Annotated in this window: 11 protein-coding genes and 1 pseudogene; 7 read left to right on the top strand and 5 right to left on the bottom strand. The window is 63.1% G+C overall.

The features are described from left to right. Positions 1–90: 90 nt before the first annotated feature. Entirely contained in the window at positions 91–1,500 is a 1,410-nt protein-coding gene (locus tag LVY72_RS18630; protein ID WP_237824634.1) for an LLM class flavin-dependent oxidoreductase, read from the bottom strand. Between the two features lie 61 nt (positions 1,501–1,561). Then, entirely contained in the window at positions 1,562–1,858 is a 297-nt protein-coding gene (locus LVY72_RS18625; RefSeq protein ID WP_237824632.1) for a putative quinol monooxygenase, read from the bottom strand. Positions 1,859–1,941: 83 nt separating this feature from the next. Here LVY72_RS18625 and LVY72_RS18620 point away from each other — a divergent pair, with 83 nt between their 5' ends. From LVY72_RS18620 to LVY72_RS18600, 5 genes are all read left to right on the top strand, one after another. Continuing rightward, complete coding sequence (locus LVY72_RS18620; RefSeq protein WP_237824630.1) at positions 1,942–2,310, top strand: hypothetical protein; 369 nt, start codon at positions 1,942–1,944, stop codon at positions 2,308–2,310. Positions 2,311–3,110: 800 nt separating this feature from the next. Next, positions 3,111–3,608 carry a flavin reductase family protein gene (locus LVY72_RS18615; RefSeq protein ID WP_237824621.1) on the top strand — a complete coding sequence of 166 codons (498 nt, stop codon included), beginning with the start codon at positions 3,111–3,113 and terminating at the stop codon, positions 3,606–3,608. Positions 3,609–3,760: 152 nt separating this feature from the next. After that, positions 3,761–4,222, top strand: a complete 462-nt coding sequence (locus LVY72_RS18610) for a hypothetical protein (RefSeq protein ID WP_237824619.1) — start codon at positions 3,761–3,763, stop codon at positions 4,220–4,222. 279 nt (positions 4,223–4,501) lie between these two features. Beyond that, positions 4,502–5,731 carry an MFS transporter gene (locus tag LVY72_RS18605; protein WP_237824617.1) on the top strand — a complete coding sequence of 410 codons (1,230 nt, stop codon included), beginning with the start codon at positions 4,502–4,504 and terminating at the stop codon, positions 5,729–5,731. A 156-nt stretch (positions 5,732–5,887) separates the two neighbouring features. Further along, positions 5,888–6,937, top strand: a complete 1,050-nt coding sequence (locus tag LVY72_RS18600; protein ID WP_237824824.1) for an HAD-IIA family hydrolase — start codon at positions 5,888–5,890, stop codon at positions 6,935–6,937. A 1,684-nt stretch (positions 6,938–8,621) separates the two neighbouring features. Here the strand turns inward: LVY72_RS18600 and LVY72_RS18595 are convergent. Next, positions 8,622–9,242, bottom strand: coding sequence for an AmiS/UreI family transporter (locus LVY72_RS18595; RefSeq protein ID WP_237824615.1), 621 nt, complete (start codon positions 9,240–9,242; stop codon positions 8,622–8,624). 630 nt (positions 9,243–9,872) lie between these two features. Between LVY72_RS18595 and LVY72_RS18590 the strand changes: the two are divergent. Then, positions 9,873–11,711, top strand: a pseudogene (locus tag LVY72_RS18590) (glycoside hydrolase family 15 protein). A 164-nt stretch (positions 11,712–11,875) separates the two neighbouring features. Here the strand turns inward: LVY72_RS18590 and LVY72_RS18585 are convergent. Beyond that, positions 11,876–12,016 (bottom strand): hypothetical protein, encoded by a 141-nt coding sequence (locus LVY72_RS18585; protein WP_237824613.1) that lies wholly within the window; start codon positions 12,014–12,016, stop codon positions 11,876–11,878. Positions 12,017–12,548: 532 nt separating this feature from the next. Between LVY72_RS18585 and LVY72_RS18580 the strand changes: the two genes are divergently transcribed. Then, on the top strand, positions 12,549–13,709 hold the full coding sequence (locus tag LVY72_RS18580) for a helix-turn-helix transcriptional regulator (protein ID WP_237824611.1): 1,161 nt from the start codon (positions 12,549–12,551) through the stop codon (positions 13,707–13,709). Positions 13,710–13,875: 166 nt separating this feature from the next. Here the strand turns inward: LVY72_RS18580 and LVY72_RS18575 are convergent, their stop codons facing one another. Beyond that, positions 13,876–16,233, bottom strand: coding sequence for an FdhF/YdeP family oxidoreductase (locus LVY72_RS18575; RefSeq protein ID WP_237824609.1), 2,358 nt, complete (start codon positions 16,231–16,233; stop codon positions 13,876–13,878). Positions 16,234–16,256: the final 23 nt, after the last annotated feature.

The raw sequence follows: 16,256 nt of genomic DNA, 5'->3' as shown, positions 1-16,256 counted from the left end.
GAAGATCAGGCCGGTGACTGAGTGGCGGCCGCCGATGTGCCAATTGGGGCCGCCACTCAGTTCATCGGTAACTTGCCGGTCTCAGATGGTTCAACGGACTAGGGAACCTGAGACCTCGGCACCCAGTTTGGCGCCGACGTGCTCCACAGGGAGCCGGGAGTCGCCTGTGATACGTTCGCGCAACGTCATGGCTCCGTCCGCGCCCGGGTCCTGCGGGACATGACCTCGCCTGCGCAGTTCGGGAACGACCAACTCGACGAAGTCCTCCATCGTCCCGGGGGCAATAACCCGGCCAAGGTTGAAGCCGTCAACATCCGCGATCTCCATCCACCGTTCCATCTCGTCGACGATGGTGGTCGGCGATCCAACGATCGAAGAGCTGAATCCGCCGATGCACAGCCACTTGGCAAGGCGTTCCTTGGTCCAGACAACGTCGCTGTCAACCCGGGTCAGCATTTCCATCATTGCCCGGATAGCATTGCTCTCCATGCTCTCCAGGGGCTGGTCTGCAGGCGCTGAAGACAGGTCAACACCCGTCCATCCACCGAAGAGGGTCAGGGCCGCGTCGGTGTCCGCGTACTTGTAGAAGTCCTCAAGCTTGGCCTGGGCCTCCTCGTCCGTCGGTGCCGTGACCGGGGTCAACATCACGATGACCTTCACGCTCCGGGGGTCCCTGCCGGCCTCGGCGGCCGCTTGGCGAACCTTGTCCACGGTCGGCCGCAACTCTTCGGGACTCGTGCCGATGACGAACACAGCCTCGGCATGCTTCCCCGCGAACGCCGTGCCTGCCTTCGATGTGCCCGCTTGGAACAGGAAGGGAGTGCGCTGCGGACTCGGCTGGCCGAGGTGGGCCCCGGGAACCTTGTAGTACTTGCCCTCGTGCTTGATGTCATGGACCTTGGACGGATCCGTGAAGACGCGGTTCTCCTTGTCGATAACCACTGCGTCGTCTTCCCACGAGCCTTCCCAAAGCTTGTAGCAAACCTCCATGAACTCGTCTGCCACGTTGTACCGCTCATCGTGTGGGATCTGATCATCGAGCCCCAGGTTCTGGGCCGCGCTGGCCTGGTACGACGTCACGATATTCCAAGCGACCCGGCCCTTGGTGATGTGGTCCAGGGTCGTCATGGTCTTGGCGAAAGAGTACGGAAGCTCGTAAGTCAGTGACTTCGTGACCCCGAAGCCCAGCCTTTCCGTCACAGCTGCCATTGCTGAGACCGGGATGGCCGGATCACCGACAGGGGCCTGGGCCGCGGTGCGAAGTGCGGTCTCGCGTGATCCGCCGTAAACATCGTAGAAGCCCAGGACATCTGCGATGAAGAGGCAGTCGAATCCGCCACGCTCGAGGAGCTTTGCCAAGTCGGTCCAGTAGTCGAGGTCCTTGTAGCGGTGGGTTTGATCGTCAGGATGAGACCACATCCCGGGGTTCTGGTGCCCCACGCAGTTCATATCGAACGCATTCAGGATCATGCGCTTCTTGGACTTCTGCTGATTTGTCATTCTTACATCCTTCTATTTTGAATGGAAATGTCGCTGAAGAACGATTTCAAGATCCGAAGATTTACTTGAAGGCCAGGACCTCCACAGGTTGAATCTCCGGCGGCGAGGCGAGAAGCTCATCCGCCTTCGCTCCAAGGGCTGTAGCAACCTTCCCGGCGAGATGTGCCTTACGGCCTTCCTCGTGGGGAAACGTGTCATAGATTCCGAAATGATTAGCGTCGATCCTGATGGCATACCAGGTGGATGTGTCAGGCTCCGCCACAACAAGATCCAGAGCAGCCTTTAGGAACTCGGCCAGTTCCTTCTCCTTGCCTGATTTCGCCTCAAGCCGTACTAACAACCCGACAGAGCTTGACATGATCTACCTCCATTGCGATCTGCGTCACAATAACGTTGGTCGGTGCCCCCCAACGTATGTTCAACCGGCGCTGCCCGACATCCGTGCTCAACACTGAATTCACCACGGGGATTCACCCCTACTCCATGGGTGGTGTCCCACCAACAGGCAAGGCCGGCGGCAAAAAGGCCGTGCCGGTAACGGCGCACTCGGCTCGGCACGCCGGCGGCTCAGGCATGTTTCGTCCAAGCGTGGGCACCGCCGGGGCCGGCCTGTTGTCCCGCGGCGTCATGACCTTCTCTGAGGCCGGGAAGGAAGGAGACTGCCGCAAACCCGGCTTTTCCATGGAGCGCCGCGCCGAGCCGCAGAGCGTTCTCGGCCGGCCGGCTGACCACACCGGTTTCGCGCTGGAGATGCACCCGTTTGAAGGCAACATGGCAGAATCCACACCACACCATCGCGCCGGACCCTGAGGCTTTCCAGGTGCGCCGCCGGTTCGCCGGCGCGGCAGCCGCCACGAGAGAGGGAAACCGTGGACAAGGTCACCGTGGGTACGCTCCGGGCCCGACAGCGGATGGGCTGTGATGACCACCGCGACGTCAACAGATGTGTTGGCGGGAAACGCGTAGTCCAGTAGTCCGCCGTAGCCACGCGCTTTCGTGATCAAGATGCGCGCATGCCTCTCCACCACGCCGGCGTGTGTGTCCGTTGGGCTGCGGGCAGGGCCGGAAGATAAACCGCGGTGGAGACGCGTTCCCTAACGGGATGAGCGTGGTCACCATCCCAGGGGCAGAGGGGCAGAGGGGCTGACGCCAACAGCGCCGGATGGCCGGCCCCTCCTGGCCTCGCAGGGGAGCTGGTCAGCTGGCCAGCAGATGCCGGTGTCCTTCTTGGGCAACTCGCCCCTGCGTCCTCGATGCATGCTCGACCGCGACGTGTCCCGCACAAAATCACGGTTGTACGTATGCAGGCCAATCCGTACCGGTCCCCGTGGAGAAATCCGTGATGATCACGGATGCACAGAGATAGTGATGCAACCCACACTGAGGGGGAGGTGTTGTTGATCCTCAATCTGGAACTGCTGGAGGCTCTGATGAACACCCGCAACCTCGGATAGCCGTCAATTTCGTTCAACCCTGAGTTATTCAGCGACTGACATCGACGCGCTTGGCGGCACCGTTGACAACACCCCTCATGGGTTGGTTGCCCATCACTCGATAAATGGGCAGCTGCGTGGGGCCCGTCCTTACCCAATTCATTGAAAGGAAGAACCATGACTACACAAGTTGCTATGGAAACCCGGCGCCTCCGTGACGCTCTCGCTCAGTTTCCTGCAGGCGTGGTAGCCCTGTCGGCGAGGGTTCAGGATGAACGGCAGGTTCTCGTCGCTTCGTCATTCTCTGTCGGAATCTCGGAAGAACCGCCGCTCGTTCTGTTCTCCGTCCAGAAATCCTCATCCACGTGGCCCAAGATCAAGGACGCTCCTCTCATCGGTGTGTCGGTTATGGGTGAAGATCACAACCCAGTCTGCCGGCAACTTGCGTCACGCAATCCGGACGAGCGTTTCAAAGGAATAGAGACTACTTCCGGCGAGCGGGATGACCTCTATATTTCCGGGTCGCCTCTTTGGCTTACTTGCTCCATCTACCGTGAGGTCGATGCCGGCGATCACATTCTCATTCTGCTGCAGATTGAAGACCTCCAAGCCCACAGTTCGCACATGCCCCTGGTGTTCCATCGTTCGTCATTTAGCCGGTTGGACCCCCGCTAGCGCCTGCGGGCAAGAGCAAAGTGATGAACGCACAGGCCATAGTGTCTGACCAAGGCCGGCGCAGCCGGCCTGCTGGTCAGCTATCGACGCAAGTTGGCGGCTCGAAGACGAGCGTATGGCAGCTCGATATTCTGCTCACTTGGAGGGGCCGTGTGGGCCTCTTCAAGAAGACCGGGCATAGTTCATCCGCGAGCATGCCGTGGCAACTCTTGTCAGCGACCCGGACGGACAGTTGTTCCGCCTTGGAAGATGGATTGCTGCAATGCATTCATCTGCTCCACCGAGGAGCCGGCCTGACGGTTCGTGACATCCTCACGATTCAGCCTGGTCCGGCTGTCGAGGTATTCCGTGGTCCGCAATCTACGGCGCACTCCGTTTATGTTGTCGAGACCGATCACCGTCGGTTGGCACTTGGACCAGGGTTCTCGATGCATAGGTGGGTCAAGCTGCCGAAGATCGGACGATTCGACGGTCGCGTTGATTGGCTCGATCCGATACTGGATGCCGTCGCTTCCAGTTCGTTGAGGCCGCTGCAAAAAGTAACCAGGGCCGGCATGCCGGGCAGCTCGAAAGTCCAACCCGCGCTGGCCGGTGATGAGCAGGCAGCCGCCTAACCCTCCTGCTAAGGCTGCACATCCGATGATGCTCGATGCAAGTACAGGACGGGTTATGAGCAGCAGTCCCGGAGTGGGCAAACATCACCACGCTCCGGGAGCCACCTAAACGGTTGCATTCGATGTCCGTGAATTAGAGCTGGCGGCAGGTAACAGTGTGCCTGCGCGGCATGCGGTAGTTGCGGCACTGATGCCTGTTCAAGGACGAACAGTTTTAGCACCCTGACGGGATCTGAAAGCCCAGGCGCAAGTCTCCCGTCGAATGACTAAAGGATCCGAATGACACTCAAATATGGATCACCGCCGATTACACGAGGGCGGACCAGATCAATTGGCCTGATCCTGCTTTGCCAGGTCCTGACCTTGTCTGTCTGGTTTGCCTCGACTGCGGCGTTGCCGAGCATCGCGGTCCTCGAACACATTTCCGGCACACGAATGGCTGCGATGACCAGCGCGCTACAGGTCGGTTTCGTGATTGGCGCTCTGCTCAGTGCATTACTCAATTTGGCGGACAGATTTGATCCCAGGAAGTTATTTGCCGCATCGGCGGTGTCGGCGGCTGCTACGACGGCAGCCCTGCTTGTGGTGTCTCCAGCGGGGAACGAAGCACTGATTTTCAGGTTCGTTACGGGAATGGCCTTGGCAGGGATTTACCCCGTGGGTATGCGCATGGTGGCCAGTTGGGCTGCCAATGACCTGGGGAAACTTGTCGGTCTACTGGTGGGAGCACTCACAGTTGGATCTGCCCTACCCCACCTCTTCACCATTGGTGAAGCCTGGAACTGGAAACTTGTCTATGCCGTCTCAGCGGCTGCTGCACTGTCGGCAGCGGCCGTGGTCGGATTTGTAAAGCTGGGGCCGGCGTTTACGCGGGCGCAAGAGTTCGACCCGCGCGTGCTGAAAGCCGCTTTGGCCAAACGACCGGTGCGCCTGGCGAACCTAGGGTATCTGGGCCATATGTGGGAATTGTATGCAATGTGGGCCTGGATTGGGATGTTCTTCCGGGCGTCCTTCGACGCCCGGGGAGTCGACCAACCAGGGCTTGCACCTGCAGCCACATTCCTTGTGATTGCCGCGGGCGCCCTGGGTGCACTGTTCGGTGGGCGTTTGGCCGACCGACATGGTCGTACGGCTGTCACCATTTGGTCAATGGCCATCAGTGGCACATGCGCGCTTTCGATTGGATGGCTCTTTGGCGGGCCGCCTCTGCTCATACTCATCGTGGCCGTGGTTTGGGGTATATCGATCATTGCGGATTCTGCCCAGTTCTCAGCATGCGTGGTAGAGCTGTCACCTGCAGAGTCGGTGGGCACAATGCTGACCACCCAAATCTGCATGGGCTTCGCATTAACCTTTGTCACAATCCAATCCATGGACTTCGTGGTCAGCCATTTGGGGTGGGGTATCGGGTTCTCGATGCTCGCGGTGGGCCCACTGTTTGGGTGCCTTGCCATGTGGCTGCTGAGACGCGACCCTGCGTCGCATCTGCTCGCGGGCGGGCGCAAATGATGCGGAGAAGCCGGGCCGACGCTACCCCTGTATTCGTGAGAGGTACTTCTCATAGCCACGACAGGTAATGAGGCGTCCGGCCTCGCCGGCGCCGCCGCTGTGGACAAAGAAGCTGAACCGTACCTTCAGAGGAAGCGCTCCATGATGAAGACCAACATGAAATCGGAGACCCGGATCCAGGGACACGGGTCGTTAAGCAACCCGGTGACGAAGACTGAACCGACGTTGATAGATGGCTACGACGCCCTGCTCTGCGACCTGGACGGGGTGGTTTATGTCGGCGCTGGTGCCATAGAAGGGGCGACTGAGGCCCTCGACAGGTTGCCGGCTGCCGGTATCAGACTGGGCTACGTCACCAACAACGCGTCCCGGTCTTCCGAACAGGTTGCAGCCCATCTTCGGGAACTGGGCGCCCCGGCCTGCGCCGACCAGGTGTTTGGCTCCGCCCGTGCCGGCGCTGCGCTGTTGGCACGCCACGTGGCGCCGGGGGCCAAGGTCCTAGTAACCGGCAGCCGGACATTGGTCGAGGAGGTCGAACTCCTGGGTTTTGTGCCCGTCGACTCCGCAGACCAGCGGCCCGACGCTGTTATCCAGGGGTTTGATCCTGGGTTGGGCTGGCAGGATTTGGCTCAGGCATCATATGCGATAGCAGCAGGTGCATTCTGGGTGGCCACCAATACCGACATGACCTTGCCCCGCCCCGAGGGGAAAGCGCCGGGAAACGGCTCACTGGTGGCAGCTGTCCAAGCAGCCACGGGGGCGACCCCGCTGGTGGCGGGCAAGCCCGAGGCCGCGCTCTTTACGACGGCGGCGCAGAGCCTGCAGGCGGAAAATCCACTTGTCGTCGGAGACCGTCTCGACACGGACATCCTTGGCGGCAACAATGCCGGTATGGACACCGCCGTGGTGCTGACCGGCGTCGATACCGTGGAGTCGATCCTGGCCGCCCGGACAGCCGAACGGCCGCGCTACCTCCTCGCTAAGCTGGGCGATTTGTACAAGCCGTATCCGCAGGTAACTTCTGTCGGCGGAACTTACGCCTGCGGCCGCTCGAGCGCTACGGTCGAAAACGGCACAGTCCTTTATGCCGGTGACCGCAGCGATCTCGACACCTGGCGGGCGGCCTGCGCTGCCTGGTGGGGCGCCCACCCCGAAGCGCCCGCCGCCTTCATGCCGGAGCTTGCCGAGCACGCGTCGATAGGCTGAAGTTGCGAACTACCCCGTGATGGAGATGAGTAAGCAGTTCAGGACATGGATGCAGTAGGAGGAGCTGTCCAGCCAAGCCCGTCCTACCTGGCGGGTCGGGGCGGGCCAGCGTGGCATGTGATGCCCCCCTTTGCCATCCACCTCTCGATGCGTTGGTAGGGCACAGCGGCCGGAAACCATACTCGGTCGGCCAGGATGCCATCCTGGCCGTTGTGGATCCGAATCTGTCTGCTTGCGATTCCTACGGACGGCACGGCGTCGATGACACTTTTATTGAAGGGGCGTCAGAAGGACGGCTGGCTCGGCTGAAGCCGCCCCTTCCTCATCTGGATTCGCCTGCCGGTACCTTCCCTGCGTTAAGGTTCTGGGATCGTATGTTGGCCCCGGTTAAGCCTCGTTGGCAGGCTTGACCAAGCGGAAGGCATCAACGGATACGGCGGCGCGCGGCAGCCACATTGCGCACCGCCTTGCGAAACGCGGCTGACCGGTCGATTGCGACCACCTGCACCCCAGGACGCCAGGCCAGCGGACGCTGAAACATCTAGTCGCCGACCCGGTGCCGTCCCGGCCGGAAGCGGTCTTCGCTGATGCCGGGCGTCCTAAACCAGCCACCAGGGAGACCCCGTACGCCCAAGCGGCCTCGACCACCCTGCCGGAGTGATGGCCGCGGACAGCCGTTCACTGCTGCATCCGCATGATTGAGCGCGCGAAGCACGGCGCCTGCGCCGGATTCTTGCTGAAGGATTTGCGGACGCAGGGCACCCCTGTCAGGGAACCAGCGCAGCCTGGTCCGGACCAGCTCGACGGCACCGGCCCTTGCGCCGGGACGTGACCGCCCCGCACACGGGGGCGCCGGCGGGTACGCCGATTCGACGGCGATCCGTCGCAGTCCTGCCAGCATCAGGGTGTGATGGGCGCGAAAATCGGGCCGGTTGAAGATCATGCTGGCAGCATCAGGTGCCGCCGAAACAGCCCGGACCGTTTCGGCGTCTGCGCCACCATGTCGTTTCCCCGCAAACCTTGAAGAGCCGGTGTCGGCGGCTGGGCGGGTTTGTCCGGACTGACGGCCGTTTTGTCCTGCAGGTACGGCCGCGGTCAGGACGGGGAACACGATCCCCGGCGCGCATGCCGGTCCGGGATGGTACCGCGGCCCGGGTGCCCGTGGTGGCCGTGTCCACGGTCTGGCCGTCCCAGGAGAAGCACGCGGCCGGATCCTTGGGAGCTTTGGCCCGCCGGCGCACCGGGGCGTCCGTGGAGGGAATGCATGCGGTGAACCGGCGGGAGGCCAGGCCGTCGGTGGCCCGGCAGCACCGGATTGCATGGCCGCCCGAGCCGGATCCTGGCCTGAAACCCCACCCCGTCAGACTCTGCGAAGGCGCCTCCAGCGAGTGGAAAGGGCGCAGGTTTTCAACCTCGCATCACCCTGATGGGAGCCTGTACCGTGGCTGGTGCCAAGGGAATGCTCCGCCGGGCGGAGGCTGCCCGTCATGCGGAAAGACCACGGAAAGACCACGGGAAGCCCACGGCGGCGCGGGAAACGCCGCCGTGGGCTTCCAACCCCCGGGAGCCTTCGTGAGAAGCCGGCCCGTAAGGCCGGAAGGAGCGCCGAAGGCAACCTGTCACGGACGGTCACGTGCGCCCCGGCACGGTTCTGCTGCCTGCCGTTTAGGGGTTGGCTGCACCGTCACGAGACCATCGCTGCCTGAGGCTCTTGGGTTAGCGACGAAGACGAGAACCTGAAGAGCGCGCGAATGGCAAAGGGTGTCAACACTGTCGCAACGATGACCGGCCACACGGGCAGGTCGGCCCACAGCCCAAGCATCTGAAGGATGGCGGGAACCGTGCACGTCCACACGGACATGACGATTGCTGCCGAGCCTGCAGCCAGGCCGTGATTTGCCCGGCCGCGAGCCAGCACGCTCCAAAAGAGTCCCCAGAGGACACCCCAGTTGAGCCAGATAATGGCCTGTTTGGGATCGTCGAAGTGAAAAAGTGACACAGCGGAGAAGACGACGGTGATGGCCGCTACCCATATGCAGTACCAGCCAAATCCGGTTGCGTCATGTCCGGTGAGGTTGGTAATTCCTGCCCAGAGGTAGGTCAGCCCAAACAGAAACACGGGGCTGACGCCGAGAATGTCATCAGGTCCGCTGGCCGTCGCCACGAGGTAGAAGGGAATGGCCGTCGTCAAGAGGCCAACAAAGATGTTGATGATCGCTGAGTTTCGAGGATCGGCGTGCCCTAGGAAGGCCATGCCGTTAACAAAGAGCACTGCGCCGATGAGCAGCAAACCTGCACTTACCATCTATTCAGTTCCTTTCTGGTTGGGCTTCAGACCGTGCCGGATTAAAGCCCTGTTGTTTGAGGTCTGGTTAAGGGACCGTGTCTGATTAGGGTGTGGTTAAGGTCTGGTTGGGTAGGCGTCCAGCCGGACTGGCTGGTCACGTAACATCGCCCATGACAGCGAGTGCTTCAATTTCCACGAGAGCTCCAGGTGCAAGCCCGGCACCTAGAGCTACAACACTTCCCTCTCAATGGGGGTTGCGTCACCGATGTCTTAGTGTGGGGTGCGTCACTGAGGCTGTGCATCCGTAATCGTCACGGATTTCTCTACGGAGGCTAATACGGATTGACCTGCATGCGTACACCCGTCATTCTGTAGGGAAACTGGCCCCAATCTGGACTGCTTCAGCAGTCCGCCAGGGCCCGTCCATGACAGGCACTGTCCCCCGTCCCTCCGGACCAGATCGCACCCGGTCCCGGACGTATCTCTGAGATTCTCTCTGCCCGGCACAGCCTCCAGGAACGTGGGTCAGCAGCCGGCCGGGAGCCTAAGACACCGCACGAATTGTCGGGCGGTGGTCCAGGTGGCTGGGAGAAGCGGGGAAACACACGCAGACTGACCTGCGGAGCAGGTATGTGCTTAGGTAGATCCATGCGGCCGCCCATTGAGGACTATGCGCTCCTGTCGGACCTCTCCACCGGACCTCTCATTTCGCGGCGGGGCAGTGTTGATTGGCTTTGCCTGCCCCGCTTTGATTCACCGTCCATCTTTGCCTCGCTGCTCGGCGCGGAGGATCACGGCCGGTGGTTGCTGGCTCCCGTCCAGGCAGACGCCGTCGTTGTCAGCCGCAGGTATGCCGAGTCAACGTTCATCCTCGAAACGGTTTGGCAGGATCCGGGCGGCGGGCAGATCCTCGTCACGGACTTCATGCCCGTCGCTCCCGGCCGGTCATCCCTGCTTCGGCGGGTCACTGGACTCAGCGGGACGGTGGCCGTGCGTCAGGAACTGATCATCCGCCCCCAGTACGGGGCGCTCACACCGTGGATGAGCCGCACCCGCAGCAGCGATCCGCGCGGTGGGGGCGAAGCACTGCTGGCCATGGCCGGACCTGACGCCTGGGTGCTGCACGGGCGTCATCTTCCTCAGCCCCACGGCGACAGGTACGAAGGGGAATTCGTGGTTTCGGCCGGTGGACAGGAGGACTTCGCCCTGACGTGGTTTCCGTCCTACCGCACGGCCCCGCCGCCGCCCGACGTTGATGCTGCCTTGGCCGAAGCCGCGGAGTACTGGACCCGCTGGGGCAGCCACTGCCGCCAGGACGGAATTTACGGGGCTGCCGTCAAGCGCTCCCTGCTGGTGCTTCGCGGACTGACGCACTATGAGACCGGCGGCATCGTGGCCGCACCGACGACCTCACTGCCGGAGGCCTTCGGCGGCTCGCGCAATTGGGATTACCGTTTTTGCTGGCTTCGTGATGCCGCGCTGACGCTGGAGTCGATGTTGACGCACGGCTATGGGACGGAGGCGCTCAAATGGCGTGACTGGCTGCTGCGGGCCATCGCCGGGGACCCGAAGGACATCCAGATCATGTACGGGGTGGCCGGCGAACGTGAGCTGCCGGAGCGGGTGCTTGAACATCTTCCCGGTTACCAGGGCGCCCGGCCGGTGCGGATCGGCAACGCCGCCGCCGTGCAGTATCAGGCAGACGTGGTGGGCGAGGTGATGGTGGCACTGGAACGGCTGCGCCTGGCCGGGGGCAAGGAGGACCCGTTCTCCTGGGCTCTCCAGCGGGCCCTGCTGGGATTTGTAGAGGAGCACCTCGAGGACAAGGACTTTGGCCTGTGGGAGATCCGCGGCCAGGCCCAATACTTTACGCATTCAAGGGTGATGATGTGAGCCGCCTTCGACTGCGGCGTCCGGGCGGTCCGCGACCATGGGCTTGCGGGCCCGGCCGGGCACTGGACGCAGGTGCGGGACCGGTTGCGGGCGGAAATCCTGGACCGAGGCTTCAACACCGAGCTGAACTCCTTCACCCAGACCTACGGGGGGCGGCAGGTGGACGCCGCATTGCTCGCGATACCGCAGGTCGGTTTTCTCGCCTATGACGATGAAGGGATGCTGTCAACGGTGGCGCAGCTGGAGCGCGAGTTGCTGACCGACGAAGGCCTGTTGCTGCGCTACCGGACGGAAACCGGTATCGACGGACTGGAACCGGGCGAACATCCGTTCCTTGCCTGCTCGTTTTGGCTCGTCGAGCAGTACGCCCGCACCAACCGCCGGGACGATGCCGGGGCCCTCATGGATAAGCTCATCGGCTTCTCCAATGAACTGGGCCTGCTGAGCGAGGAATTCGCGCTGGAGGAACAGCGGATGGCCGGCAACTTCCCCCAAGCCTTTTCCCATCTAGCCTTGGTCCGGGCCGCTGACGCAATGCACGGCGTGGACCGGCTGAGCCTGGCGGTCACGCCGTCGTCACAGGAACCGACCTGAGGCCAGGATACGGTTCTGCGTTCCGGTGCAAGCCCGCGTCAGCCCCGATGCGCAACGGGTGGTTTTGCATGCTCAGCCGGATAGGGCCGTCCGTCGGGAAAACGGGGCAGACCATCCTGCCGGCCATGGCGCGGGGAACCGCTTCCGGCTCTGCGCCGCGGCCCTCAATGGGCGGCAGCCAGCATGGGCGCACCGCCGAACGCCGGCTGTGTGACCGGCACAAATGGAATGATCAGCCATTCACCGCAGTAGAACTCGACATATGAGTCGGCGGGGCAATTTGCGTAGGCTTCTTCGCGGGTCATCTCAGTACTCCTTCCGGGAACCCCTGCGGTTCGAGGCTCGGCGTGCCCCTTCCACGAGGGCCAAGGCGCAGGCTGGGCACCTGGGGCTACAACACTTCCCTTCCAGTGTGAATTGCGTCACTGGCACTGTGCATCCGTGGTCATCACGGATTTCTCTACGGGAGCCAGTACGGATTGACCTGCCTGCATAACAACGTGATTCTGTTGGGACACCTCACTCCCAATCCGGACTGCTTGAGAGCACGCTTCAGATCACGGAGTTCAAGAGGCAGGGAGAAGTTCACGAGGAAGACGAGAGAGGAGAGGAAGGACCATGCAAAGAAGCTCAGTTCTTCTCCATAGTCCGGTTCAGCGGGTGTTCCGCGAGAGAGTTCCGGGTCGGATTCGCGGGGGCGCCACCAACCAGCCCCTGAAGGAGTCCGCCACGTCGCTTCCGGACCTGCCCGGGCCGCTCTTGCAGGCCGTGGCAGCATTGGCCGATGCACCCTTGCCCCAAATAGCGGAGCGGCTACGTGATGCCATGCTTCCCTACATGGGAAGCAGTGCGCTGGTCATCTTCACCGAAGACTGCACGGGGCGGCCGCAGAAGACGGCGGGCGACGAGGAAATCACCTCCCGGGTCTCCATCGCCGAGCTTGACACGATCCGTGCTGCCCTTTCGGAAGCGACGTTCTGGTCCGGGGAAGCCGAGTTCGCCGGCCGGTCCCGCTCCGTACTCGCCCTGAAACACTTCTCCAGTCATGCCCTGCTCGTTCTCACGGATCCTCACCCGGCCACCCCGGGGCACGATGCCGGGCTCGACATGGTGACGTATCTGTGGGGCATTGCTGCCCGACGGATCCAGGAGAAAGTGGCCGATGCACCGCCGTCGTACCTGCTGGAATCGCGGGCGGCATCAGCCGAACGCGTTCGTGTGACAGCGGAACTGACCGATTTGCACTCGACGACCCTGGAGACCCTGCTGGCAGCCCTGCGCTCATCCTCCCTGGACGATGCATTAGCCCGCTCAACCGTCACTGACCTTACCGCCAAGGCACTGGTCGGGCTCCGCACCCTCAGCGACCGCACGGCGGACCTGGCCGAAGAACCCGTCGCCAAAGCCTTCGAACGGCTGAGGGAGGACCTGCGGCCGCTGACGCGCTTCGGCGGCCTGGAGATCGAGTTCATCGAGCCGCCGTTGAATGGAAGGGGCCTCCCCGGCGAAGTTGCCCACGCGGCCCGGGCCATCGTCCGTGGACTTGTGCTGGCCATGATGGAACAGCCCGGCGTCAGCAGGGTCCGGACGCAGTGGGACTGCGACGGCGAAAACCTGCTGATCAACGTACGCGACAACGGCCCCGGCACACTGGCCACCGACGCACCGAGCATCGGTCGCCTGGACCGCCGGGTCCAGGCGCTCACCGGAAACCTGCAGATCGACGTCATGCCAGGCTGGGGTGTAGACGTCGTCGTCACCCTCCCCTTGGACCTGCAGGCACGCCCGACCGGGGAGGTCGCCGAATGGAACCTTGCCGCCCGGGAGCTCGAAGTGCTCCAGCACCTTGTCGCTGGACAAAGCAACCGCGCTATCGCCCTAAAACTGGGCATCAGCGAGAATACGGTCAAGTTCCATGTGCGGAACCTGTTCAGGAAGCTCGACGTCGGCTCACGCACCGAGGCCATCGCCCTGGCACACAGCCACGGACTGCGGTGACGGGGTAAAGGCGGGGCTGCACCGGGACAGTCCGTGTCCCTTCGAGCGACAGCATCAGCACGCCCTCGAGCCGCCGGCTGGCTCGGGAATGGAACCGGCGGCTGACCGACCGGCATCGCAAGAACGGCCCGCCTCCTTTCGGAAGCGGGCCGTTTTGCTGTTCGTTCTAGACGTCAGTGGCAGCCTCAAGGAGGGACGCGGATTCAACCCCCAACTCTGTTTCACCCGTGCGTGGCTCGAAGCGGACGAACATGGCCTTGAAGCCGGGGGTGTTGGACACGCGGGCGACGTTCTCCTTGTGCACCAAGGCGTTGGCTTCCGGGAAGTAGGCGGCGGCGCAACCCTTTGCCGTGGGGTAGGCCACCAGACGGAACTTTTCGGCTCGGCGGTCATTTCCTTGGAAGGTGCTCACCACGTCCACCAGGTCCCGGTCTGCGAAGCCAAGCTCCGCCAGGTCCCCGGGATGGACCGGGATCACGCGGCGGCCGCCGGAGATGCCGCGGTAGCGGTCGTCCAGCCCGTAGAAGGTGGTGTTGTACTGGTCGTGGCTGCGCATGGTCTGGAGCACCAGATGGCCGGGCGGCGGGGTGAGGTATTCCAGCGGGCTGACGGTGAAGCGCCCCTTGCCGATGTCCGTGGCGAAGGAGCGGGTGTCGCGCGGCGGGTTGGGCAGCACGAAGCCGTTCTTGTGCCGGATCCGCTCGTTGAAGTTCTCGAACCCGGGCAGGACCCTGGAGATGTGATCGCGGACCACGTCGTAGTCCCCGGCCATGGCCTTCCAGTCCACCGGGTAGTCCGGCCCAAGAGCGGCCGCGGCCATGCGGGCCACGATCACCGGTTCGGCCAGCAGGTGGTCGGAGACCGGGGCCAGCCGGCCCTGCGTGGAATGGACTACCGACATGGAGTCCTCCACGGAGAGGAACTGCGCACCCCCGGGGTGCTTGTCGTCCTTGTCCGTGCGGCCCAGCGTGGGCAGGATCAATGAGGTGCGGCCGTGGACGATGTGGGAGCGGTTGGGCTTGGTGGAGATGTGCACGGTCAGGCCGATCCGCTGCATGCCGGCTTCCAGCGCTTCGGTGTCCGAGCAGGCCAGCGCGAAGTTGCCGCCCATCGAGACGAAGACGTCCACCTCGTTGCGTTCGAACGCATCCATGGACTCCACCGCGTCGTAGCCGTGGTGCCGGGGGGATTGGATGCCGAACTCACCGTCGAGGGCCTCCAGCAGCCATTCCTGCGGTTTCTCCCAGATCCCCATGGTGCGGTCGCCCTGGACATTGGAGTGCCCGCGGACCGGGCAGGCCCCGGCGCCGGGCTTGCCGAAGTTGCCCTGCAGCAGCAGGACGTTGACCATTTCCTTGATGGTGTCCACGGAGTGCGGCTGCTGGGTGACGCCCAGCGCCCAGCAGAAGATGGTGGCCTTCGACCGGATCAGCATCCCGGCAACGTCCTCGATCTGTCGCCGGGACAGGCCGGTGGCCTTTTCGGTTTCGTCCCAGTCCAGTTCCTTGCGCGACTGCTGGTAGGCCGCGAACCCGTCGGTTTGCGCGTTGATGAAATCATGGTCGACGACGGTGCCTGGGTTTTGTTCTTCGGCTGCCAGCAGCAGGTGGCCCAGGGCCTGGAACAGGGCCAGGTCGCCGCCGACCTTGATCTGCAGGAACTCGTCGGCCAGCGGTGTGCCGTTTCCGACCAAACCGGAGACGGTCTGGGGGTCCTTGAAGTTGAAGAGGCCTGCTTCAGGGAGCGGATTGACCGCCACCACTTTGCCGCCCTTGTCCTTGCATTCGGCCAGCGCCGAGAGCATCCGCGGGTGGTTGGTGCCCGGGTTCTGGCCGATGACGAAGATGAGCTCGGCGTCGTGGATGTCGTCCAGCGAGACGGTGCCCTTGCCGATGCCGATGGTCGGGTTCAGCGCCGAGCCGGAGGACTCATGGCACATATTCGAGCAGTCCGGCAGATTGTTGGTGCCGACGGAGCGGGCGAACAGCTGGTACATAAAGGCCGTTTCATTGGCGGTGCGTCCGGAGGTGTAGAACACGCAGCGGTCCGGGGTGGTGGCCCGGATGTGCTCGCCGATCAGATCGAAGGCGCCCGCCCAGGAAATCGGCGAATAGTGCGTTTCACCCTCGCGGATGACCACCGGTTCACTGAGCCGGCCCTGATTGCCCAGCCAGTACTCGGTCTTTTCGGCGAGCTCCGCGATGGAATGCCTGGCCCAGAACTCTGCCCCCACGGTCCGCAGGGTGTTTTCCTCCGCCACCGACATGGCGCCGTTTTCGCAGAACTCGGCCGCCTTGCGTTTCTTGTCTGATTCCGGCCAGGCGCAGCCGGGGCAGTCAAAGCCGCCCCGCTGGTTGAGCCGCAGCAGCGACCGGGCCGTGCGGTTAACGCCTGCCTGGGCCACCGCACGCTCCAGGGCCACCGTGACGGCTTTGAGCCCGGCCGCCTCGGTCTTGGGCTTGTGGACGGAGAGCTTGTCCTCGTTGATGTCCGTGACGGGGGCGGGCTGCTTCCCGAACTTCATTGGTCCAACTTCCTTAGCGGCAC

Origin of the sequence: Arthrobacter hankyongi (assembly GCF_022012395.1) — a bacterium.
GTDB classification, from domain to species: Bacteria; Actinomycetota; Actinomycetes; order Actinomycetales; family Micrococcaceae; genus Crystallibacter; species Crystallibacter hankyongi.
This window is presented reverse-complemented; position numbering and strand designations above follow the sequence as displayed.

Excerpts from the sequence above, each read along its gene's own strand:
- LVY72_RS18575 (WP_237824609.1), bottom strand. The coding sequence starts at position 16,233 with ATGAAGTTCGGGAAGCAGCCCGCCCCCGTCACGGACATCAACGAGGAC.
- LVY72_RS18605 (WP_237824617.1), top strand. The coding sequence starts at position 4,502 with ATGACACTCAAATATGGATCACCGCCGATTACACGAGGGCGGACCAGA.
- LVY72_RS18595 (WP_237824615.1), bottom strand. The coding sequence starts at position 9,242 with ATGGTAAGTGCAGGTTTGCTGCTCATCGGCGCAGTGCTCTTTGTTAAC.
- LVY72_RS18630 (WP_237824634.1), bottom strand. The coding sequence starts at position 1,500 with ATGACAAATCAGCAGAAGTCCAAGAAGCGCATGATCCTGAATGCGTTC.
- LVY72_RS18580 (WP_237824611.1), top strand. The coding sequence starts at position 12,549 with ATGGGAAGCAGTGCGCTGGTCATCTTCACCGAAGACTGCACGGGGCGG.
- LVY72_RS18615 (WP_237824621.1), top strand. The coding sequence starts at position 3,111 with ATGACTACACAAGTTGCTATGGAAACCCGGCGCCTCCGTGACGCTCTC.
- LVY72_RS18625 (WP_237824632.1), bottom strand. The coding sequence starts at position 1,858 with ATGTCAAGCTCTGTCGGGTTGTTAGTACGGCTTGAGGCGAAATCAGGC.
- LVY72_RS18600 (WP_237824824.1), top strand. The coding sequence starts at position 5,888 with ATGAAATCGGAGACCCGGATCCAGGGACACGGGTCGTTAAGCAACCCG.
- LVY72_RS18585 (WP_237824613.1), bottom strand. The coding sequence starts at position 12,016 with ATGACCCGCGAAGAAGCCTACGCAAATTGCCCCGCCGACTCATATGTC.